This is a genomic window from Pseudomonas sp. D3-27, assembly GCF_051132165.1.
Classification (GTDB): domain Bacteria; phylum Pseudomonadota; class Gammaproteobacteria; order Pseudomonadales; family Pseudomonadaceae; genus Aquipseudomonas.
Genome location: NZ_CP071667.1, coordinates 1,387,292 through 1,408,558, shown reverse-complemented (window position 1 = coordinate 1,408,558; position 21,267 = coordinate 1,387,292). Strand labels below are relative to the sequence as shown.

The window sequence follows — 21,267 nt, the reverse complement described above, 5'->3', positions numbered from 1 at the left end:
CCGCAAGCGGGATGTGGGCTTGCCAGCTACCGCTTGCGGCTTGTAGCGTGTGCTTGCCGCCAATAATGAGAATCCACCGTGACGGACAACCATCGCCCACCTGAAGCCGCCGAGGCGCAGGACACCGCCCACGCCATGGATCAGGCGCTGGACTGGTTGATCCTGCTCGACAGCCCCAGCGAGGAGCAGCGCCGACACTTCCAGGCCTGGCTGGCGGCCGATCCACGCCATGGCGAAGCGTTCGCCAGGGCCCAGGCGATCTGGAACGGCCCGCAGATAATCGAAAGCGCCCGGCAACTGAGGGACCGGCCAAAGATCACCACGCTGTCGCGCCTGCGCGCCCATTGGAAACCCCTGGCCACCGCCGCCGTGCTGTTGCTGGGACTGTTCAATTTCAGCGACCTGCCCCTGCGCTTCCAGGCCGACCACCTGACCGTGGTCGGTGAACGCCAGCGCCTGCAGTTGGAAGACGGCTCCAAGGTGCTGCTCAATACCGATTCGGCCTTCTCCAGCTCATTCGACAACCAACGGCAGGTGGCCCGGCTCTACAAGGGCGAAGCTTTCTTCGAGGTGCCAGCCAACCGTCATTTGCCGTTGGAGCTGGACGCAGGCCCGGTCACCGCCAGCGTCAGCGACACCTCGTTCGCCGTGCGCTACGTGGATGGCGTCGCGCAAGTCCAGGTGCAGCGCGGCGACGTCGACCTGCGGGCCACCCGCTACGACACCCACGTGCGGCTGTCGGCTGGCGAAAGCATCCGCATCGGCCCCAATGGCTTCGACCGCCCGGCACGGCTCGATGCCGGCACCGACCTTGCCTGGGTGCAGGGCCGACTGGTGTTCGAGAACCGTCCGCTGAGCCAGGTCTTGGCGGAGTTGCGACGCTACTACCCAGGCTGGATCATCAACACCAACGAACGGCTGGCCAACGTCGCGGTGACGGGCAACTACCGCCTCGACCAGCCCCTGGACGTGGTCCGCTCCCTGGCCCAGATCACCTCCGCGCGCCTGCAGGAATTCCCGGCGCTGGTGATTTTGAACTAAATGAGAATTATTTTTACTCGATAGCCTCCGCTGGTTCGTCTCGTTATAGCCAATGCAATTGATTCGCATCTCCACGATGCCGATCTGCACCTATAACAGATGCGACACGGAGCGCTATCGATGTCCTCTCGCCTTACTTGCCGGTTACCCGCCCCTTCCCGCGCACTTTCATTGCTGACCGCCGCCATCCTGATGGCCGGTGCCGCGCCGGCCGCCCTTGCCGCCGCTGGCCAACCGCCCGCGCACAACATGGGCGACTACAGCTTCAACATCGCCCGGCAGCCCTTGGTCTCCGCGCTCAACGCGTTCACTGCCGTCACAGGCTGGCAGGTGGGGCTGCCGGCTGAACTGGCCGAAGGCATCGCCTCGCCGGGCGTCAACGGCTCGCTGTCGCCGGAGAAAGCCTTGGAGCGCCTGTTGGTGGGGACCGACTTGCGCTACCGCAAACTGGGCAGCAATAACATCGTTCTGGAAAAACGCAGCGCGGGCAACGTGCTGGACTTGCAGCAGGTGACCATCAGCGCCACCCGTCAAGAACAGGACATCACCCGCGTACCGAGCACCGTTTCCGTTCATGATCGCCAGCAACTGGACCGTAACAACGTAAACACCATCAAGGACTTGGTGCGCTACGAGCCCGGCGTATCGGTGGGCGGCGCGGGCGAGCGCGGCGGCATCAGCGGCTACAACATCCGCGGCATCGACGGCAACCGCATCCTGACCCAGGTCGACGGCGTGGAAGTGCCCGGCGGTTTCTTCAACGGCCCCTACGCCAAGACCCAGCGCAACTATGTCGACCCGGAGATCATCAAGCGCGTGGAGATCCTGCGCGGACCGGCCTCGGTGCTGTACGGCAGCAACGCCATTGGTGGCGTCGTGAGTTATTTCACCCTCGATGCGGATGACATCATCAAGCCGGGCAAGGATGTTGGCGCGCGCCTGAAGACTGGCTACAGCTCCGTCGACGAGAGCTGGCTCAAGTCCGCCACCATCGCCGGTCGCAGCGGGCCCTTCGACGGCCTGCTGCACTACAGCCAGCGCGACGGCCATGAAACCGAATCCTACGGCAGCAACAATGGCACCGGCCTGGACCGCACCGCGGCCAACCCGCAGGACGTGCGCGCCAACAACGTGCTGGCCAAGCTCGGCTGGAACTACAACGATGACGCACGCCTGAGCCTGGTCTACGAGAAGTACAAGGACGACCGTGACACCGATCTGAAAAGCGCCTACGGCGGTCCTTACGCCAACGGCCAACCGGCCATTCCCGCCTCCATCCTGCCGGGCGGCATGTACCAGTGGCGCACCGGCAACGACACCATCACCCGCGAACGTTTCGGCCTGGAGCACAGCTTCGCGCTCGACAGCCTGCTGGCCGATAACATCAAGTGGAGCCTGAACCACCAGGTCGCCAAGACCGACCAGAGCACCGCCGAATTCTACTTCCCGATCACCCGTAGGGTCCTTCGCACGCGAGAGACCCTGTATGAAGAAAAACAGTGGGTGCTTGATGCGCAAGTCGACAAGTCATTCAGCATTGCCGACACCGATCACACGCTGACCTACGGCACCACGCTCAAACAGCAGAAAGTCACCGGTTCGCGCAGCGGCAATGGCGTGTGCCTGGCGGTCGGCGTGGGCTGTGCCGCCGTCGGCGCCATCAGCACGCGGGACGTACTGGCAAAAGCCAGTGACTTCCCGGACCCGACCATCAACACCTACAGCCTGTTCGCCCAGGACCAGATCAGCTGGGAAAAATGGACCTTCACACCGGCGCTGCGTTACGACTACACCCAGCTCAAGCCACACCTGACCGAAGAATTCCTCAGCACCGTTGACCCTACCGCCGGCGGTAAAGTCAGTGATGAGAACAAGACCTGGCACCGCGTCTCGCCCAAGTTCGGGCTGACTTACGCCCTGACCGACCAATACACCTGGTTTGGCCAATACGCCGAGGGTTTCCGCACCCCGACCGCCAAGGCTCTGTACGGGCGCTTCGATAACCCGGACGCGGGCTACAGCGTGGAACCCAATCCCGACCTGGAGCCGGAAAAAAGCAAGAGCTACGAAACCGGCCTGCGCGGTCGTTTCGACTCCGGTTCGTTCGACGTGGCGGTGTTCTACAACAAGTACCGCGATTTCATCAACGAGGACGCCATTACCCCTGGCGCGGACCAGTTGACCTTCCAGAGCAACAACATCAAGCACGCCACCATCAAGGGCATCGAGGCCAAGGGGCGCCTGGACCTGGACGTGTTCGGCGCGCCACGGGGCCTCTATACCCAAGGTTCGGTGGCTTACCTCCAAGGCCGCAACGACGACACCGGCGAACCGCTCAACAGCATCAACCCGATGACCGGCGTATTCGGCCTGGGCTATGACCAGGAGCAGTTCGGCACTTTGCTCAGCTGGACCCTGGTGAAGAAGAAAAACCGCGTCGACGACAGCAACTTCAACTCTCCTGACGGCGTCAGCAGCCAGTTCAAGACGCCGGGCTTCGGCATCCTCGACCTGAGCGGGTACTACAAGGTCACCGACGACGTCACCGTCAGCGGCGGCCTCTACAACCTCACCGACAAGAAATACTGGCTGTGGGACGACGTGCGCGGCTACGACAGCGTCGGCGAAGCGGCAGTGCTGAGCCCGGCCAACCTCGACCGCCTGACCGCCCCTGGGCGCAACTTCGCGGTCAACCTGATCTGGGATATCTGATCCGATTCTTCACGTAAAACAGTTACCTGTGGCGAGGGAGCAGGCTCCCGCTGGGACGGTCCGACGCTTCGGGCGAAGCGCCCACAGATCTAACGCTCGCTGCGCAACCGAGCGGGAGCAAGCTCCCTCGCCACGATGTATTACACTCGAAGGAATTGCTATGAGCACACAACGCACCCTTTCCCGCTCCCAACGCCTGAACCAGATCACCCACGAGCCCCACGGCAAGCTCGACGCGCTGGTCAAGGCTCACGCCCCATTCGAAACCCAGGCCAGCTACGCCCGCTTTGTCGTCGCCCAGTACCAATTCCAGTCGGAACTGGTGGCGCTGTACAACGACGCGCAACTGACCGCGCTGATTGCCGACCTGCCCGCGCGCTGCCGCGCCGAAGCGGCCAAGGCCGACCTGGCGGACCTGCACACCGAAGTGCCGCCGCCAGTGGCCGGCGCAGTGAAAAACCCAACCCAGGCCGAAGCCCTCGGCTGGCTGTTCGTGTCCGAGGGTTCCAAGCTTGGCGCCGCGTTCCTGATCAAGCGCGCCGTGGGGCTGGGGCTGAGCGAAACCGTTGGTGCCCGACACTTGGCAGAACCGGCGGGCGGGCGTGCCGAAGGCTGGAAAACCTTCACCCAGATCCTCGACGCGCTGCCCCTCACCGAACAGCAGGAAGCCGAGGCGGACAAAGGAGCGCTGGCGGCCTTCAACCGCTTTACCGTGTTACTGGAGCAAGCCTACGCGACCGAGTTGGCCTGAAGCCTTCACAGTTTCCCTTGCGCGAGCGAGCCTGCTCGCGATGACACTGGCTCAGTCGCCACAGAAGTCGCCTGACCCACCGCCATCGCGAGCCGGCTCGTTCCCAGAGGGAATGTGCATGAAAGAAGAACACTGATGAAACGCCCCTCCAGATTCACTCGCCTGCTCTTCGCCCTCCTTGCCTACACCAGCCTGGCCATCGGCCTGGTGGCCATCGTCGTGCCGGGCTTGCCCACCACCGAATTCATCCTGCTTGCCGCCTGGGCCGCGACCCGCAGTTCGCCGCGCCTGAGCGCTTGGCTGGAGGGCCATCGGTTGTTCGGGCCGATGCTGCGCAACTGGCGCAACGGCAAGGTTATCCCGCGCCGGGCCAAGATCGCTGCAACGGTCAGCATGCTGTGCTGTGCAGGGTTTATGCTGCTGATGCTCGATCACCGCTGGCCGGTATACCTGGCACTCGCAGGCATGGGCCTGAGTAATCTCTGGATCTGGTCCAGACCGGAGAATCGTGGCGAGGGAGCTGGCTCCCGCTGGGCCGGTCCGACGCCTCGGGCGTAGCGGCCCCCGACGTTTGTTTGATCTATGCTCGCTCTCTGGTTCAGGAGGGTTTCCAAATGTCAGACCTACTCACACCCATGCAAACCGCCATGGGCTTGCCCACGACACCCATCCCCTTCACCAGCGAAGGCGCCCTGCCCTCCGCCTTCGCCGTCACCGAGCTGGCCTGCGCGAGCATCGCCACGGCCGGTCAAGCGGTCGCCGAACTGATCCGCCAGCAAACCGGTCGCCTGCCGTCGATGGAAGTCGACCGGCGCCTGGCCTCATTCTGGTTTTCCACCTCCCTGCGGCCCATCGGCTGGGGCGTGCCGCCCCTGTGGGATCCGGTGGCGGGCGACTACGCCACCGCCGACGGCTGGATCCGCCTGCACACCAACGCGCCGCATCATCGCCAGGCGGCGCAAAAGGTGCTCGGCGCCTGCACCGACCGCGCCGACATGGCCAGCAGAGTGGTCCGGTGGAACAAGGCCGAACTGGAACAGGCCGTGATCGATGCCGGCGGTTGCGCCGCGCAGATGCGTTCATGGCTGGCATGGCAGGCGCATCCCCAGGGCATCGCTGTCAATGCCGAGCCCCTCGTTCATTTGGATAGCGGAGCGCAAGGCGCGCCTGGCCCCTGGCTCGGCTCCGTCGCCCAGCCCTTGGCGGGCCTCAAGGTGCTGGACCTGACCCGCGTGCTGGCCGGCCCGGTTGCCAGTCGCTTTCTCGCCGGGCTGGGGGCCGACGTGCTGCGCATCGACCCGCCGACCTGGAACGAACCCGGCGTGGTGCCTGAAGTCACCCTCGGCAAACGTTGCGCCCGCCTCGACTTGCGCCAGCCCACCGATCGAGCAGCGTTCGAGGCGCTGCTCCAGGAGGCGGACATCCTGTTGCACGGCTACCGCGCCGACGCGCTCGAACGCCTGGGCTACGGCGCTACACAACGTCGGCAGTTGGCGCCCGGCCTGATCGACGTCTGCCTCAACGCCTACGGCTGGAGCGGCCCCTGGCAACACCGCCGCGGCTTCGACAGCCTGGTGCAGATGAGCTGCGGTATCGCCGAGGCCGGCATGGCCTGGAAACACACGGACAAACCGACGCCTCTGCCGGTCCAGGCGCTGGACCACGGCACCGGTTACCTGATGGCCGCCAGCGCAATCGTGTTGCTGAATCGACGCTTGGCCAACGGCCGTGGGGGCTCGGCACGCTTGTCACTGGCGCGCACGGCGAAGCTGTTGATCGAGGGCGGCGCCGGCAGTGAGGTTGCATTGCGCCCCGAAGACGAGGCTGACCAGGGGTTGCTGGTGGAACAGACGCCCTGGGGTCCGGCGCATCGCTTGCAGGTACCGCTGAAAATGCCCGGCACGCCGCTGCAATGGAAGTTGCCGGCCGCTGACCTGGGCGCCCACCGCGCGCAATGGTGATGGTTCAATAGACCGCACCCGTCGCCCGACATGTTTATCGATAACGGGAAAACTTATGGGGCAGGCGCGGTGTCTGCCGTTCTCCACGCCTTCGAAGGAGAGACGCTGATGGCCACGTTCCAACCCGGACACCTGCACATGGAGCGCCATGCGCTGAACAAGGATGATTTCAGCTACAACCTGTGCATCGATTACGAAATAGCCCAGGATCCCGACGAGGGAAAGGGCATGTCATTTCGCCTGCACGGCACGGTAGAAGACAAGAACGTAGACGAGACGTTTTTCCTGGCCAAGGACCAAGCCTTCGACTTCGCCCGCCACGCCACCCGCATTGCCCAATACTACGGCCTGCCCAAGAGCACGAACATCGGCGCGATGCACAAGTACTACGACGAAATGTTCGAAGACGTGCGCCACCAGTTGGATGTCAAGCCGGGGGATCCGATGAAACCTGAGCATTTGGAATAGAACGCTCGAAAGAACAACCCTAATCCCTGTGGGAGCAAGCTTGCTCCCATAGGGAACATCAGCGAGCTGAATATCTGCTTACATACACAAACCGCCTGGCTGGCAACCCGCCATGGCTGACCTATGCTGAAAACAGTACCCCCGGGTATTCGTTCAGAGGTCATCGCCATGAACATCAAAACAAGAAGACGCCTCGCCATCTTTGTCACCTGCACCGCCACGCTGGCGCTGTATGGCACCGCGGCTTATCGGGTCGAGCAGGCCAGGCAGCTGCCCCGTGAATACGCCAGCTGCAACTTCGAACGCTGCATACCGCACAACGCAACCTTGAACGCGCTGCGCTGAGACGGTTTCAGTCGTCCTGCTGATCGGTCTTGAGCCGGTCTCGGAAGGCTTTGGGCGAGATACCGACGCGCCGACGGAACAGTCGGGTGAAGTTGGTCGGGTCGGAGAAGCCAAGCATCTCGGAGATCTCATAGATCGTCATGCCTGTATAGGTCAGCAGCCGCTTGGCTTCCAGCAACTGGCGCTCGTGCATGATTTGCAGTGCCGGCTGTCCCGCGAGTTCGCGACAGGTGCCATTGAGGTGCGACACCGAGATGCCCAGGCGATGGGCCAGGTCCTCGACCTTGACGTGCTGGCGATAGGTCTCTTCCACCAATTGGATGAACCCGTTGAGGTATTCCCGGGCCCGCTGCGGGCGCTGGGTGGAGATACGCCGGTTCATCACCTGGCGGCTCACCCAGACCATGATCACGCTGACCAAGGCATGCATGAGCATTTCCCGGGCCGGTTGATGGCCCACGTACTCCGCCTGCATGGCACTGAACAAACTATTGAGGTAATCAGCGTTCTCTCCGGCCGGATAGGCTTCCGCCTGGGCCAGGACATTGACCGAATGGCCTAGCTGGGCTTGCAGGTGCGTGACCAGCGGCGCCGCCAGGGTCACGACATAACCCTGCACATCCTCCGAAAAACGGAAACCATGGACCGACAGCGGCGGCAGGATCTGCACGGCCGGCTCGTCGAGCCGTGTACGCTGGCCTTCGATTTCCAGTTCCGCTTGACCCTTGAACACAAAAAGCAGCTGGCACAGATCGGCATGCCTATGGGGTTTTATTTCCCATTGGTGCTCGCTGCTGCGGCTGGAAATGGTTTCGCAGTGCAGCAGATCCGGCGTGGGCCAATCCTGGCTCTCGCCGTAGAGCTTGAACACGGGAATCGAAGGCAGCTCAGTTTTCTTCATAACGAGGATCGGCCTTGGGTTACGGGCGGTAATCGCACCGATTGGCAGAATGTGCAGGTTTCAGCTCAGTTTTCCCCTTCAATTGACAGGTCCGCAAGCGAAAAATGCACGCCAGGATTACTAAAAATAAACGCCGACCCTGGTCGCGTGCCTCTTGCGAGCCATAACAACAATGAAAACCCTCAAGACCCAAGTCGCCATTATCGGCGCCGGCCCCTCTGGGCTGCTGCTCGGCCAGTTATTGCACAACGCAGGGATCGACACCGTGATCCTCGAGCGCCAGACTCCCGATTACGTCCTCGGCCGGATCCGCGCCGGTGTACTCGAGCAGGGCATGGTCCATCTGCTGCGCCAGGCCGGAGTTGGCCAACGCATGGACGCCGAGGGCTTGTCCCATGATGGCTTCGAGCTGGTCCTCAACGGTCGGCGCGTCCACATCGATCTCAAAGGGCTGACCGGTGGCCAGAACGTCATGATTTACGGTCAGACCGAAGTCACTCGCGACTTGATGGCCGCCCGGCAGGCATCCGGCGCCCAGACGCTGTATCAGGTCGACAACGCCCAGCCCCACGACCTGAAGACCGAGCACCCCTTCGTGACCTTTGAACACGCCGGCGAAACCTGGCGCCTGGACTGCGATTACGTGGCCGGCTGCGATGGTTTCCATGGCGCGGCAAGGCAATCGATCCCGGCGCAAAAGCTCAAGGTCTTCGAACGCGTCTACCCGTTCGGCTGGCTCGGCATCCTCGCCGACACCCCGCCCGTCCACGAAGAACTCGTCTACGCTCGCCACGAGCGCGGCTTTGCCCTGTGCAGCATGCGCTCGCGGACCCGCACCCGTTATTACCTGCAAGTGCCCGCCGAGGAACAAGTGGCCGACTGGCCGGACGAGCGTTTCTGGGATGAACTGAAAATACGCCTGCCCACCGACCTGGCCGAAACCCTGGTGACCGGTCCCTCCATAGAAAAAAGCATCGCACCACTGCGCAGCTTCGTCGTGGAACCGATGCAGTACGGGCGGATGTTTTTGGTGGGCGACGCCGCCCACATCGTCCCGCCGACCGGGGCCAAGGGGCTGAACCTGGCTGCCAGCGATGTCAGCACGCTATTCAATATTTTGCTTAAGGTCTATCGCGACGGTCGCGCGGATCTGCTGGAACGCTATTCCGACATCTGCCTGCGACGGGTCTGGAAAGCCGAGCGCTTCTCCTGGTGGATGACGTCGATGCTGCACCGCTTCGATGACGACGCGTTCAACCAGCGCATCAGCGAGGCGGAGCTGGAGTATTTCGTCGACTCCGAGGCGGGGCGCAAAACCATCGCGGAAAATTACGTCGGCCTTCCTTATGAGGCTATCGAATAGGCGGCTACCGAATTAAACTGCGGGCTTCGTCCCCTCGCCGCCAGGCGCGATGCCCGCAGGTCCTGCCTTGACTCAGCTCGATACGCCTCAAGCTATGCAACCCGCTATCCGCAGCGTGCTGGTGGCGCTGATGCTGGCGATTTTCCTCGGTGCGCTGGACCAGACCATCGTCGCGGTCTCGATGCCGGCCATTTCCGCGCAATTCAAGGATGTCAGCCTGCTGGCCTGGGTGATCTCCGGCTACATGGTCGCCATGACCGTAGCGGTGCCGATCTACGGCAAGCTGGGCGACTTGTATGGCCGGCGCCCGCTGATGCTGTTCGGCATGGGCCTGTTCACCCTCGCTTCGCTGTTTTGCGGGTTGGCACAGAACATGGAGCAACTGGTGCTGGCGCGGATTTTCCAGGGCATCGGCGCCGGCGGCATGATTTCTGTGAGCCAGGCGATCATCGGCGACATCATCCCGCCCCGCGAGCGTGGGCGCTACCAGGGTTATTTCAGCAGCATGTATGCGGTGGCCAGCGTGGCCGGACCGGTGCTGGGCGGCTACATGACCGAGTACCTGTCGTGGCGCTGGGTCTTCTGGATCAACCTGCCATTGGGCCTGGGCGCCTGGCTGGTGGCCCGGCGCGCCCTGGTGGGGCTGCCGGTGCCACAACGCACACCAATCATCGATTACCTGGGCACCGTGTTGCTGATCATCGGTCTGACCTCGCTGCTGCTGGGCATTACCCAGATCGGCCAAGGCCATGCCTGGCACAGCCGCGAAGTGCTCGGGCTGCTGGGTGGCGCAGTACTCGTGCTGGGTCTCTTCGCCTGGCATGAACGCCGCGCACGGGAGCCGTTGCTGCCTATGCACCTATTCGTCAACCGCAGCGCGGTGCTGTGCTGGTGCACGGTTTTTTTCACCAGCTTCCAGGCGATTTCCCTGACAGTGCTGGTGCCGTTGCGCTTCCAGAGCGTGACCGGCGCCGGCGCCGACAGCGCCGCGCTGCACTTGCTGCCGCTGGCGATGGGTTTGCCGATGGGCGCCTATTTCGCCGGGCGGCGCACCTCGATCACCGGGCGCTACAAACCGATGATCCTCAGTGGCGCCCTGCTCTTCCCGTTCGCCATTCTTGGCATGGCTTTCACGCCGCCCGCCGTGTTCTGGCTGAGCAGCCTGTTCATGTTGCTCAGCGGCATCGCTTCGGGCATGCAATTTCCCACTTCGCTGGTGGGCTCGCAGAATTCGGTGCAGCAACGGGACATCGGTGTCGCTACCAGCACCACTAACCTGTTTCGCTCATTGGGCGGCGCGGTGGGTGTGGCGCTGATGTCGGCGTTGCTGCTGGCCTTGCTGCAGGATTCCGGTTTTGCCCAGCTCGCCGGTTCGTCGATGATCGGCGAGGGGCATTCCGGCAACGTCCTGCTCGATGGTTTGAACGCCGCTCCCGGAGAGGCACGGGACGCCTTGCGTGAGGAGTTGCAAGCGACGTTCCGGCACTTGCTGATGATCAGCGCGGCGGTGTCATTGCTGGGGCTGGCGGCTGCGGTGGCCATGCCCGATCGCCTGTTGCGCGGGCGAGAGGAAAAGGCTCGTTAGTGCAGATGGCGCTGAACCCTGTGGCGAGGGGATTTATCCCCGCTGGGCTGCGCAGCAGCCCTAAAACCGACGCCGCACTGTGTCAGGTTAGCTGAGTGTTTTTCGAGGGCTGCTCTGCAGCCCAGCGGGGATAAATCCCCTCGCCACAAAGCTGTTTCGCCAGCAGTTTGATCTCAAGCTGTCGCCGCCACGCCCGCCGGCTCCACCACGACGCTCATCCCGTCCTTCATCCGCTTGGCATCGCGCACGAAGCAGCGAGACGCCAGGAACAGGAACACCATGGTCAGCAACAGCGCCACCGGGATCAGATACATCGCGTCATGCAGGCCGATGGCCTTGAAGGCTTCGGTCATTTGGGGGGCACCTGCTACAGCCATCGCCGTGTGGGCGAAGTAGTCGGACAAGCCGCCCACCACCACCGGCCCGAGGCCGCCGCCGAGCAGATACAGCCCGGCAAAATACAAGGCCATCGCCGTAGCACGCAGTCGCGGCTCCACCACGTCCTGGATCGCGGTATAGACGCAGGTGTAGAAGTTATAGGCAAACAACCAACCAACGCTGAACACGGCCACGAAAACACCGATCTCGATGCGCCCGGCATGGAGGGCCCACGCCGTGGTCACTGTCGAAATGGCCAGGCTGAACGCTGCAAACAACAGACGGCCGTTGGGCACGCGCTGGTGGATCTTGTCTGCGACCCAGCCGCCAAGGGTCAGCCCGAACAATCCGGTCACGCCCACCATGATGCCGGTCGCCACGGCCGCCTCGTGCAGCGGCATCCCGAAATACCGTTGCAGCATTGGCACCAGGAATGAGTTGCAGGCGTAGGTGGCGAAGTTGAAGCACAGCCCCGCCAGCACCAACCAGAGAAAGGTCGGAATCGCCAGCACCCGGCGAACCGGTTTATCAACCTTCTCTTGGGACACCTGCACGGTTTCCGCCGCGCCGCGCTTGGGTTCCTTGATGAAGAACATGAACACCGCCAGCACCAGCCCCGGCACCGCCGCGATGAAGAAAGGCGCACGCCAGCTGTCGAAGGCCTTGACCATCGCGCCGATGGTGAAGAACGCCAACAACAGGCCCAGCGGCAGCCCCAACATGAAGATGCCCATTGCCCGAGCCCGGCGGTGAGCCGGGAACAGATCGCCAATCAACGAATTGGCGGCCGGCGCATAGCTGGCCTCACCGATGCCCACGCCCATGCGCACCACCAGGAACGCCCAGAAACTGCCCACCAGGCCATTCACCGCGGTCAATCCGCTCCAGGCGGCCAGGCCCCAGCCCATCAACTTGCTGCGCGAACCGGTATCGGCCATGCGCCCCAGCGGCAAGCCCGCAATGGCGTAGACGATTGTGAACGCGGTGCCGATGATGCCGATCTGGAAGTCGCTGAGGCTCCACTCCATGCGGATCGGCTCGATGATGATCGCCGGGATGGTGCGATCGAAGAAGTTGAACAGGTTGGCCAGGAACAACAGGAACAGAATGCGCCAGGCATTCGCCGCTTGGGTCGAGTTCTGCATGGGTCCGTCTCTTTTTATTGTTGGGCGAGGCATCCGAGCCCGGAGTCTGCAATCTAGACAGCGGGACGCGAGCTGTCTCCAATCATTCGCATGGCTGATACCAAACCATGGCGCAGGGCGTGTTTCATTGCTTTGGTCAATTTGCTGCAACAACTGCCATCATTTTGCCTGCTCTTGATTAAAGAACCTCGCGCGATGGCCGATCCAACATGATCAGGAATAGATTCTCCCGAGCGCTGCTCAGGCTGCAGCCCTGAACGCTTGGGCCGACATTCGCGTTGCCATCAAAGGACGCGAGTTCCCATTCGCGATGGTTCGATGACATGTCGTCGATCCGACCAGTCCAGGCATACGGCGCACAATGACTTCCAAAAAAACAGCCACTGCGGTTTCCGATCTGACCTTGAGCCCAGCCGCCAACGGCCCTGAAACCTCGACGCTGTCGAGCAGCTCGCGATCCCTGGCTACCCAGCAATACCTGTATTTCACCGAGACCAACACCGACCGCATCCTCGACAACCTCGACGGCCTGCGCGATGCCGTGTTCCCCCGTCCGCCGCACCTGGTGGACGACGAGAGCGAACGTGGCCAGCAGGAGTTCCCATCGGTTTGCCTGATCGGCCTAGGTCGCTGCGGTTCCAACATCGCCCTGGACGTCGCGGAGCTGGTCTACAACGCCCGCAAGTTCTACCTCAACGAATTCAATGCCGAGGATAAAAACTACGGCGACAAAAGTTATCGCCCGGCGCAGTGGATGCGCAACCTGCGCCTGGGCAACAGCAAGGCAAGCAAACCGGTGTTCCTGGTGGAACCACTGGTCATGCTGGGAGACTTGGACAAGGACATCGCCGGGCGCATCCGTTTCTCGCGCAAAGGCGAGAAAAGCGGCTTCTTGCGCGACTACAGCAAGATGAAAATCATGGACCTGTCGGAAGTCCATGCTGGTGGCGCCGGCAACGCGCCGATCCTCGGCCAGTATCTGGCGAAGATCATCCTGAACAAGGACACCCAGCGTTTCTCCAGCCCCGACTGGAAGATGATTCACTCGTACCTGATCGACAGCTGCGGCATCAAGGCCAACCAGTCGCGCCTGTATTTTTCGATCTTCAGCGCCGGCGGCGGTACCGGTTCGGGCATGGCCTCGGAGTTTGGCCTGGCCCAGCAGTACTCCTACATGAACAAGACGTTCGACACCAAGCCGATGGACGAACACGACAGCAAGAGCGGTCACTCCTTCGTCTTCGAGCCGATTTTCACCAGCGGCATTTGCGTGCTGCCTAATATCTCCGACCACCGCAGCGAAATGTCCGAGGCTCTGCACATCAACGCCGGTCGGCTGTTGTGCAAATACCTCTCGGAAGAATGGGATTTCTCGTACAACTTCGCCAACGAAGACAGCAGCGAAGCCAGCGTCATGGGCCGCATCCGTCCGTGGAACGCGATGATGTTGATCTCCAACGACATCATGCGCTACGCCGAAGAGAGTGATGACGGCAACATCCAGAACATTGATGTCAATGCCATGGAAAAGCACGCCAACCAGTACATTTCCCAGCAGATATTCAACATCCTGACGGCCCAGGCCGTGACCACCGACTACGACCAGAACTACTTCCGTCGCGCCGGCATCGACATTGGTGAAACCATTCGCCTGGACGCCAACGACCTGTTCATGAGCCTGGCCGGCCCGGTGGCGATTGCCTACGCCGAGTCCGTGGTCCCGGAAACCCCGGCGCCGAGCGGCGACAAGTTCAAGGTGTTCGAGAAAGAGCCACCGCGCTTGAACATCGATGACCTGTTTTTCCGTTCCATCGACTTGCCGCACTTCAACAAAGTCACCCAGGCCATCGAAGGCATCAGCCTGTTGCCCATCGAGTCCAAGCGCTACCGCGCCTCGCTGGAGCAGTACAAGAACTCCGGCTACGACGCCGCTGCGCTGCATGACCTGCACTTCTTCAAGAACTGCTCGTCGGTGGTATCGATCGTCTCGTTGCCCAAGGATTACAAGCTGTCCTACATGGACTTGAACCGGCTCAAGACCCACCTCAACAGCCTGTTCCCCAACACCACGCTCAAGCGCTACGCGTTGGTGATCGGCGCCTCGGCGAACCTGTCGCTGACCACGCTGATCGCCAAGAGCCCGTGCCTTTCGGACGACTTCCTGACCCTGATCGTGGCGTTTATCAAACGCTGCTTCGCCCGTACGCCGTACCGCTTCGATGAGACCTTGGACAACTCGATCCTGGACTTCATCATCAACGAAGAATTCGACGAGGCAAGCATCGACGACCTGCTCAATGAATTCGAGAACCCGGCGAAAATCCTCGACACCAACTGGTACGCGATCAAGCCGATGTATGAAAAGAAATACCGCGAGCTGATCAGCGACAAGGAAAAATTCGTCTCGATCAACGACATCCGCCTGTCCCGCGACTGCGTGAAGAAGTCCATCAAGTACCTGCGCGAGATCTACCGTCATCGGATCGGCAAGACCAAGGTTATTTCGCTTAATAACCATACTGGCCGTACTTATTAAGTCTGGCTTGAGACCGAGTCGCCCAAATCGCGAGCAAGCTCGCTCCCACAGGTTTTGTGAACACAGACCCATTGTGGGAGCGAGCTTGCTCGCGATAGCGGCCTTGAATCTCTCCCCAGAACAACATCCAGAAACAATTAAGCAGCCAAAAGGCTGCCCAATAAACTGTTCCCGTTACGTATACGTCACCCTGCCCTGTGGCGTTTCGCCACGGCAGGCTGTCATCTCGCTACTCACCTACACACTTTCAACCGAGCCAGGGAGCGAACCAAGTTGGTGCATCGATCAATTCGATGCCCTTTCCTGGATCATGATCCAAGGCGAAACCACCACCGCCCAGAGCTGCGGATCGCGCTCCAGAAAATCCAGCGCCCGCGTTTCAGACAGCTTGGCGACCTGCCCGGCGCCCAGCCAGGCGGCGACTTTGGTACCTTCGTCCTGGGCCACGGCCTCGGCGGCAGCGATCAGATCCAGTGCCGGATCGACCCACAATAGGGCACCCTTGGCAAAGAACGGCTCCAGCTCTTTCCAGGTGATGGATGCGGTTTCACCGAGCAATTTGGCATAGAGGGTGCTAGGTTCTTGATTCATGGGAGCTGTCCGGAAAAGAAATCGGCGCGAATGATAACGTCGGTGGTCTGGCAGAAAAACCCAGTTGCAATTGCAGCACCGATTGAAAAGCGCAGCAAAGCCAAGGATTGCCGATTTGACCGGACAACCCTCGCCGCGAATCTGTCTTTTTCTTTCAATAAAGCGACACCCTCAGGTTTTGCCCCCAAGCGCCAGCTTCCCTTGCCAACAATCGGCGCTCTACACTGTACCGGTACAGTTGCCGGGGGCATTTTCCGCGAGGATATCCAAGATATCTGACCCGGTTCTGCTGCTACGGCGCCAGGACTATAAAAACTACAACAGCATGAGTGGAGCACTATGACTAAGGCTACTAAGCAGATTTCCAAACTGTTTGCCGCTATGGTTCTGGCCGGGGTTGCCAGCCATTCGTTTGCCGCCGATACCATCAAGATCGGCATCGCCGGCCCGAAAACCGGCCCTGTAGCCCAATACGGCGACATGCAGTTCAGCGGCTCCAAGATGGCGATCGAGCAAATCAACGCCAAGGGCGGCGTCGACGGCAAGAAACTCGAAGCCGTTGAATACGATGACGCCTGCGATCCAAAACAAGCGGTCGCCGTCGCGAACAAGGTCGTCAACGACGGCGTCAAGTTCGTGATCGGCCACCTGTGCTCCAGCTCCACCCAGCCGGCTTCGGACATCTACGAAGACGAAGGCGTGATCATGATCACCCCAGCGGCCACCAGCCCGGACATCACCGCCCGTGGCTACAAGATGATCTTCCGCACCATCGGTCTGGACAGTGCCCAAGGCCCAGCGGCCGGCAACTACATCGCCGATCACGTCAAGCCGAAAATCGTTGCGGTCCTGCACGACAAGCAGCAGTACGGTGAAGGCATCGCCAGCGCGGTGAAAGCCACCCTCGAGAAGAAAGGCACCAAGGTTGCCGTGTTCGAAGGCGTCAACGCCGGCGACAAGGACTTCTCCGCGATCATCGCCAAGCTCAAGCAAGCCGGTGTCGACTTCGTTTACTACGGCGGTTACCACCCGGAGCTGGGCCTGATCCTGCGTCAAGCCCAGGAAAAGGGCCTGAAAGCCCGCTTCATGGGTCCGGAAGGCGTGGGCAACGATTCGATCACCCAGATCGCCAAGGATGCTTCCGAAGGCCTGCTGGTGACCCTGCCGAAGTCCTTCGACCAGGATCCGGCCAACGTTGCATTGGCTGACGCGTTCAAAGCGAAGAAGGAAGACCCGAGCGGCCCGTTCGTGTTCCCGTCCTACTCCGCAGTGACCGTGATTGCCGAAGGCATCAAGGCGGCCAAGTCCGAAGACGCGACCAAAGTGGCTGAAGCCATCCACGCCGGCACTTTCAAGACGCCGACCGGTGACCTGAGCTTCGATGAAAAGGGCGACCTGAAAGACTTCAAATTCGTGGTTTACGAGTGGCACAACGGCAAACCTAAAACTGAAGTTTCGCCTCAGTAAGGCGCTGCCTCACTGACTGCCAATAAAGCCCACGGCGTGCCGTGGGCTTTGTTTTACGAATGTATGGGCCGCGCTGGCGTGATCCGCCAGTCTCCCCACCTGAAAATCTCAAAACCGTCATCAGCGGTTCGCTGGCAAAACCCGGATTCGAAGTGGATAGAGATCCACGGGGCCGGGCGGGAAAATGACTCCACCAGTGAAATGCGTATCAGGTTTTTAGGAGCGCTGTAATGCCTGACATCTATCACTTCTTCCAACAGCTGGTTAACGGCCTTAACGTTGGCAGCATGTATGCCCTGATCGCCATCGGCTACACGATGGTTTACGGCATCATTGGAATGATCAACTTCGCCCACGGCGAGGTGTACATGATCGGCTCCTACGTGGCGTTCATCGCCATTGCCGGGCTGACCATGATGGGACTCGACAGTGTCCCGCTGTTGATGACCGCGGCTTTTATCGCGAGCATCGTGGTCACCAGTTCCTATGGCTACAGCATCGAACGGATCGCCTATCGCCCCTTGCGCGGCAGCAACCGTCTTATCCCGCTGATTTCCGCCATTGGTATGTCGATTTTCCTGCAGAACACCGTTCTGCTGGCGCAAGACTCCAAGGACAAAGCAATCCCCAACCTGATCCCTGGCAACTTCGCCTTCGGTCCGGGTGGCGCACAAGAAGTGCTGATTTCCTACATGCAGATCGTGGTGTTCGTCGTCACTGTGATCGCCATGCTCGGCCTGACCCTGTTCATCTCCCGTTCTCGCCTGGGCCGCGCCTGCCGCGCCTGTGCCGAGGACATCAAGATGGCCAACCTGCTCGGCATCAACACCAACAACATCATCGCCCTGACTTTTGTCATTGGTGCTGCGCTGGCAGCCGTTGCGGCTGTTCTGCTGAGCATGCAATACGGCGTGATCAACCCGAACGCTGGTTTCCTCGTCGGCCTCAAGGCCTTCACCGCTGCGGTATTGGGCGGCATCGGCAGCATTCCCGGAGCCATGCTCGGTGGATTGGTGCTGGGGGTGGCGGAAGCCTTTGGCGCCGATATTTTCGGCGACCAGTACAAGGACGTCGTTGCATTCGGCTTGTTGGTTCTGGTGCTGTTGTTCCGTCCGACCGGCATTCTGGGCCGTCCAGAGGTTGAGAAAGTATGACTAGGAATCTTAAACAGGCACTGTTCAGTGCCTTGCTGGTCTGGGCCGTGGCCTACCCGGTACTCGGTCTGAAACTGACCATCGTCGGTATCAACCTGGAAGTGCACAACACCAGCCCTGCGGTGCTTGCGACCATCGCGATCTGCTCGGTGCTGATGTTCCTGCGCGTGCTGTTCAACCAGCAAATCAGCAAGGCCTGGCGCTCCTCCCCAGGCCTGCCGCTGATCCCGGCCAAGGCCAGCAACTTCCTGACCCTGCCAACGACTCAGCGCTATTTCATCATCGCCCTCATCATCGTCGCGCTGGTATGGCCGTTCTTCGGCTCGCGCGGCGCGGTGGACATCGCTACGCTGATCCTGATCTACGTGATGCTCGGCCTGGGCCTGAACATCGTGGTAGGCCTGGCCGGCCTGCTGGACCTGGGTTACGTCGGTTTCTACGCCGTCGGCGCCTACAGCTACGCGCTGCTGTCCCACTACTTCGGCCTGAGCTTCTGGATCTGCCTGCCGATCGCCGGGCTGATGGCTGCGACCTTCGGTTTCCTGCTGGGTTTCCCGGTCCTGCGCTTGCGTGGTGACTACCTGGCGATCGTGACCCTGGGTTTCGGTGAGATCATCCGGCTGTTCCTGCGTAACATGACCGACATCACCGGTGGTCCGAACGGCATCAGCAACATCGAGAAGCCGACGTTCTTCGGCCTGACCTTCGAGCGCAAGGCCGCCGAAGGCTTGCAGACCTTCCACGAGTACTTCGGCCTGCAATACAACTCGATCAACAAGGTGATCTTCCTGTACCTGGTTGCCCTGTTGCTGGCACTGGCGGCACTGTTTGTCATCAATCGCCTGCTGCGCATGCCGATCGGCCGTGCGTGGGAAGCGCTGCGTGAAGACGAAATCGCCTGCCGCGCGCTGGGTCTCAACCCAACCGTGATCAAACTGTCGGCCTTCACCCTCGGTGCTGCGTTCGCCGGTTTCGCCGGTAGCTTCTTCGCGGCTCGCCAGGGCCTGGTGACGCCCGAATCGTTCACCTTCATCGAGTCGGCGATCATCCTCGCCATCGTCGTGCTGGGCGGGATGGGCTCGCAGCTGGGCGTGATCCTGGCGGCGATCGTGATGATCCTGCTGCCTGAAATGATGCGTGAATTCAGTGAATACCGCATGTTGATGTTCGGCGCCTTGATGGTGCTGATGATGATCTGGCGTCCTCAAGGTCTGCTGCCTATGCAACGCCCACACATGGAGCTGCGCAAATGAGCCGCGAGATCCTCAAAGTTGAAAACTTGAGCATGCGCTTCGGCGGCTTGCTTGCGGTCAACGGCGTGGCCCTGACCGTGAAAGAGAAACAGGTGGTTGCCCTGATCGGGCCGAACGGCGCGGGCAAGACCACAGTGTTCAACTGCCTGACCGGCTTCTACCAGCCCACCGGCGGCACCATCCTGCTGGACGGCGAGCCGATCCAGGGCCTGGCCGGCCATCACATCGCTCGCAAGGGCGTGGTGCGGACCTTCCAGAACGTGCGGCTGTTCAAGGACATGACGGCGGTCGAGAACCTGTTGATCGCCCAGCACCGTCACCTGAACACCAACTTCTTCGCGGGCCTGTTCAAGACCCCGGCGTTCCGCAAGAGCGAACGCGAGGCGATGGAGTACGCCGCGTACTGGCTGGACAAGGTCAACCTCACCGAGTTCGCCAACCGTACCGCCGGCACCCTGGCCTACGGTCAGCAACGGCGCCTGGAAATCGCCCGCTGCATGATGACCCGCCCGCGGATCCTCATGCTCGACGAACCGGCCGCCGGCCTGAACCCGAAGGAAACCGAAGACCTGAAGGCGCTCATCAGCGTGTTGCGCGAGGAGCACAACGTCACCGTCCTGCTGATCGAGCACGATATGAAGCTGGTCATGAGCATTTCCGACCACATCGTCGTGATCAACCAGGGCACGCCGCTGGCCGACGGTACGCCGGAACAGATCCGCGATAATCCCGAAGTGATCAAAGCCTACCTGGGGGAAGCGTAAATGCTGCAATTCGAAAACGTTTCCACCTTCTACGGCAAGATCCAGGCGCTTCACAGCGTCAACGTCGAGGTCCGCCAGGGCGAAATCGTCACGCTGATCGGCGCCAACGGTGCTGGCAAATCGACGCTGCTGATGACCCTCTGCGGTTCGCCCCAGGCCCACAGCGGCAGCATCCGCTACATGGGCGAGGAACTGGTGGGCCAGGAGTCGGCGCAGATCATGCGCAAGAGCATCGCTGTGGTGCCTGAAGGCCGTCGGGTATTTGCCCGGCTGACCGTGGAAGAAAACCTCGCCATGGGCGGGTTCTTCACCGACAAGGGCGACTATCAGGAACAGATGGACAAGGTGCTGCACCTTTTCCCACGCCTGAAAGAGCGTTTTACCCAGCGCGGCGGCACCATGTCCGGTGGCGAACAGCAAATGCTCGCCATCGGCCGTGCGCTGATGAGCAAGCCCAAGCTGCTGCTGCTCGACGAGCCTTCCCTGGGCCTGGCACCGATCATCATCCAGCAGATCTTCGACATCATCGAACAGCTGCGCAAGGATGGCGTGACGGTGTTCCTGGTGGAGCAGAACGCCAACCAGGCGCTGAAAATCGCCGACCGGGCGTACGTGTTGGAGAACGGTCGCGTGGTGATGCAAGGCACCGGTGAAGCGCTGCTGACCGACCCGAAAGTGCGCGAGGCGTACCTGGGCGGCTGAGGCTGTCACCAAGAAAAAAACGGCCTTCGGGCCGTTTTTTTTTATCTGGATGCGCACGCCCCCGTGGCGAGGGAGCTTGCTCCCGCTGGGCCGGTCCGACGCCTCGGGCGTAGCGGCCCCCAGTTCTTGCGGTCGCTACGCAACCGAGCG

19 protein-coding genes are annotated in these 21,267 nt (G+C 61.4%); 16 read left to right on the top strand and 3 right to left on the bottom strand.

Going from position 1 to position 21,267, the window contains the following annotated elements:
* The first annotated feature begins 78 nt into the window (after positions 1 to 78).
* The 7 genes from J3P92_RS06650 (at position 79) to J3P92_RS06620 (ending at position 7,278) form a co-directional block, all read left to right on the top strand.
* Positions 79 to 1,041 (top strand): FecR family protein, encoded by a 963-nt coding sequence (locus tag J3P92_RS06650; RefSeq protein WP_420764346.1) that lies wholly within the window; start codon positions 79 to 81, stop codon positions 1,039 to 1,041.
* 120 nt (positions 1,042 to 1,161) lie between these two features.
* Positions 1,162 to 3,753, top strand: coding sequence for a TonB-dependent receptor (locus tag J3P92_RS06645; protein ID WP_434650148.1), 2,592 nt, complete (start codon positions 1,162 to 1,164; stop codon positions 3,751 to 3,753).
* Positions 3,754 to 3,913: 160 nt separating this feature from the next.
* Positions 3,914 to 4,504, top strand: coding sequence for a biliverdin-producing heme oxygenase (locus J3P92_RS06640; protein ID WP_434650147.1), 591 nt, complete (start codon positions 3,914 to 3,916; stop codon positions 4,502 to 4,504).
* A gap of 135 nt (positions 4,505 to 4,639) precedes the next feature.
* Positions 4,640 to 5,062, top strand: a complete 423-nt coding sequence (locus tag J3P92_RS06635) for a YbaN family protein (protein ID WP_434650146.1) — start codon at positions 4,640 to 4,642, stop codon at positions 5,060 to 5,062.
* A 56-nt stretch (positions 5,063 to 5,118) separates the two neighbouring features.
* The gene (locus J3P92_RS06630) at positions 5,119 to 6,465 is read left to right on the top strand and encodes a CoA transferase (RefSeq protein ID WP_434609955.1); all 1,347 of its coding nucleotides are present in this window, start codon (positions 5,119 to 5,121) and stop codon (positions 6,463 to 6,465) included.
* A gap of 108 nt (positions 6,466 to 6,573) precedes the next feature.
* Positions 6,574 to 6,933 carry a DUF5064 family protein gene (locus J3P92_RS06625; protein WP_434609953.1) on the top strand — a complete coding sequence of 120 codons (360 nt, stop codon included), beginning with the start codon at positions 6,574 to 6,576 and terminating at the stop codon, positions 6,931 to 6,933.
* Positions 6,934 to 7,101: 168 nt separating this feature from the next.
* Positions 7,102 to 7,278, top strand: a complete 177-nt coding sequence (locus J3P92_RS06620; RefSeq protein ID WP_420764340.1) for a hypothetical protein — start codon at positions 7,102 to 7,104, stop codon at positions 7,276 to 7,278.
* Between the two features lie 7 nt (positions 7,279 to 7,285).
* Here J3P92_RS06620 and J3P92_RS06615 read toward each other — a convergent pair whose 3' ends face one another.
* The gene (locus J3P92_RS06615; RefSeq protein ID WP_420764339.1) at positions 7,286 to 8,179 is read right to left on the bottom strand and encodes a helix-turn-helix domain-containing protein; all 894 of its coding nucleotides are present in this window, start codon (positions 8,177 to 8,179) and stop codon (positions 7,286 to 7,288) included.
* Positions 8,180 to 8,351: 172 nt separating this feature from the next.
* Between J3P92_RS06615 and pobA the strand changes: the two genes are divergently transcribed.
* Positions 8,352 to 9,542 carry a 4-hydroxybenzoate 3-monooxygenase gene (gene pobA / locus J3P92_RS06610; RefSeq protein WP_434650145.1) on the top strand — a complete coding sequence of 397 codons (1,191 nt, stop codon included), beginning with the start codon at positions 8,352 to 8,354 and terminating at the stop codon, positions 9,540 to 9,542.
* Between the two features lie 94 nt (positions 9,543 to 9,636).
* The gene (locus J3P92_RS06605; RefSeq protein WP_420764337.1) at positions 9,637 to 11,127 is read left to right on the top strand and encodes an MDR family MFS transporter; all 1,491 of its coding nucleotides are present in this window, start codon (positions 9,637 to 9,639) and stop codon (positions 11,125 to 11,127) included.
* 173 nt (positions 11,128 to 11,300) lie between these two features.
* Here the strand turns inward: J3P92_RS06605 and J3P92_RS06600 are convergent, their stop codons facing one another.
* Positions 11,301 to 12,650, bottom strand: coding sequence for a spinster family MFS transporter (locus tag J3P92_RS06600; protein WP_434562648.1), 1,350 nt, complete (start codon positions 12,648 to 12,650; stop codon positions 11,301 to 11,303).
* A 361-nt stretch (positions 12,651 to 13,011) separates the two neighbouring features.
* Here J3P92_RS06600 and J3P92_RS06595 point away from each other — a divergent pair, with 361 nt between their 5' ends.
* Positions 13,012 to 15,186 carry a hypothetical protein gene (locus J3P92_RS06595; RefSeq protein WP_434650144.1) on the top strand — a complete coding sequence of 725 codons (2,175 nt, stop codon included), beginning with the start codon at positions 13,012 to 13,014 and terminating at the stop codon, positions 15,184 to 15,186.
* 285 nt (positions 15,187 to 15,471) lie between these two features.
* Here the strand turns inward: J3P92_RS06595 and J3P92_RS06590 are convergent, their stop codons facing one another.
* The gene (locus J3P92_RS06590; RefSeq protein ID WP_264428324.1) at positions 15,472 to 15,777 is read right to left on the bottom strand and encodes a DUF2288 domain-containing protein; all 306 of its coding nucleotides are present in this window, start codon (positions 15,775 to 15,777) and stop codon (positions 15,472 to 15,474) included.
* A gap of 42 nt (positions 15,778 to 15,819) precedes the next feature.
* Here J3P92_RS06590 and J3P92_RS06585 point away from each other — a divergent pair, with 42 nt between their 5' ends.
* The 6 genes from J3P92_RS06585 to J3P92_RS06560 all read left to right on the top strand — a co-directional run bounded on the left by J3P92_RS06585 (position 15,820) and on the right by J3P92_RS06560 (position 21,117).
* Positions 15,820 to 16,056: a hypothetical protein gene (locus tag J3P92_RS06585; RefSeq protein WP_434650143.1), complete on the top strand. Its 237-nt coding sequence runs from the start codon at positions 15,820 to 15,822 to the stop codon at positions 16,054 to 16,056.
* Between the two features lie 60 nt (positions 16,057 to 16,116).
* A complete protein-coding gene (locus J3P92_RS06580) occupies positions 16,117 to 17,244 on the top strand; it encodes a branched-chain amino acid ABC transporter substrate-binding protein (protein ID WP_420764333.1) in 1,128 nt (375 codons plus the stop codon).
* A gap of 230 nt (positions 17,245 to 17,474) precedes the next feature.
* Complete coding sequence (gene livH, locus J3P92_RS06575; protein WP_434609939.1) at positions 17,475 to 18,398, top strand: high-affinity branched-chain amino acid ABC transporter permease LivH; 924 nt, start codon at positions 17,475 to 17,477, stop codon at positions 18,396 to 18,398.
* Positions 18,395 to 19,651, top strand: a complete 1,257-nt coding sequence (locus tag J3P92_RS06570) for a high-affinity branched-chain amino acid ABC transporter permease LivM (RefSeq protein ID WP_420764331.1) — start codon at positions 18,395 to 18,397, stop codon at positions 19,649 to 19,651. The genes livH and J3P92_RS06570 overlap by 4 nt, the downstream gene beginning before the upstream one ends.
* A complete protein-coding gene (livG, locus tag J3P92_RS06565; RefSeq protein WP_420764330.1) occupies positions 19,648 to 20,415 on the top strand; it encodes a high-affinity branched-chain amino acid ABC transporter ATP-binding protein LivG in 768 nt (255 codons plus the stop codon). Before J3P92_RS06570 ends, livG begins: the two co-directional genes overlap by 4 nt.
* The gene (locus J3P92_RS06560; protein ID WP_072409624.1) at positions 20,416 to 21,117 is read left to right on the top strand and encodes an ABC transporter ATP-binding protein; all 702 of its coding nucleotides are present in this window, start codon (positions 20,416 to 20,418) and stop codon (positions 21,115 to 21,117) included.
* Positions 21,118 to 21,267 lie beyond the last annotated feature (150 nt).

Coding starts and splice junctions, on each gene's coding strand:
- J3P92_RS06590 (WP_264428324.1), bottom strand. CDS start 15,777: ATGAATCAAGAACCTAGCACCCTCTATGCCAAATTGCTCGGTGAAACC.
- J3P92_RS06620 (WP_420764340.1), top strand. CDS start 7,102: ATGAACATCAAAACAAGAAGACGCCTCGCCATCTTTGTCACCTGCACC.
- J3P92_RS06580 (WP_420764333.1), top strand. CDS start 16,117: ATGACTAAGGCTACTAAGCAGATTTCCAAACTGTTTGCCGCTATGGTT.
- J3P92_RS06605 (WP_420764337.1), top strand. CDS start 9,637: ATGCAACCCGCTATCCGCAGCGTGCTGGTGGCGCTGATGCTGGCGATT.
- J3P92_RS06625 (WP_434609953.1), top strand. CDS start 6,574: ATGGCCACGTTCCAACCCGGACACCTGCACATGGAGCGCCATGCGCTG.
- J3P92_RS06560 (WP_072409624.1), top strand. CDS start 20,416: ATGCTGCAATTCGAAAACGTTTCCACCTTCTACGGCAAGATCCAGGCG.
- J3P92_RS06570 (WP_420764331.1), top strand. CDS start 18,395: ATGACTAGGAATCTTAAACAGGCACTGTTCAGTGCCTTGCTGGTCTGG.
- livG (WP_420764330.1), top strand. CDS start 19,648: ATGAGCCGCGAGATCCTCAAAGTTGAAAACTTGAGCATGCGCTTCGGC.
- J3P92_RS06595 (WP_434650144.1), top strand. CDS start 13,012: ATGACTTCCAAAAAAACAGCCACTGCGGTTTCCGATCTGACCTTGAGC.
- livH (WP_434609939.1), top strand. CDS start 17,475: ATGCCTGACATCTATCACTTCTTCCAACAGCTGGTTAACGGCCTTAAC.
- J3P92_RS06615 (WP_420764339.1), bottom strand. CDS start 8,179: ATGAAGAAAACTGAGCTGCCTTCGATTCCCGTGTTCAAGCTCTACGGC.
- J3P92_RS06645 (WP_434650148.1), top strand. CDS start 1,162: ATGTCCTCTCGCCTTACTTGCCGGTTACCCGCCCCTTCCCGCGCACTT.
- J3P92_RS06600 (WP_434562648.1), bottom strand. CDS start 12,650: ATGCAGAACTCGACCCAAGCGGCGAATGCCTGGCGCATTCTGTTCCTG.
- J3P92_RS06635 (WP_434650146.1), top strand. CDS start 4,640: ATGAAACGCCCCTCCAGATTCACTCGCCTGCTCTTCGCCCTCCTTGCC.
- J3P92_RS06630 (WP_434609955.1), top strand. CDS start 5,119: ATGTCAGACCTACTCACACCCATGCAAACCGCCATGGGCTTGCCCACG.
- pobA (WP_434650145.1), top strand. CDS start 8,352: ATGAAAACCCTCAAGACCCAAGTCGCCATTATCGGCGCCGGCCCCTCT.
- J3P92_RS06640 (WP_434650147.1), top strand. CDS start 3,914: ATGAGCACACAACGCACCCTTTCCCGCTCCCAACGCCTGAACCAGATC.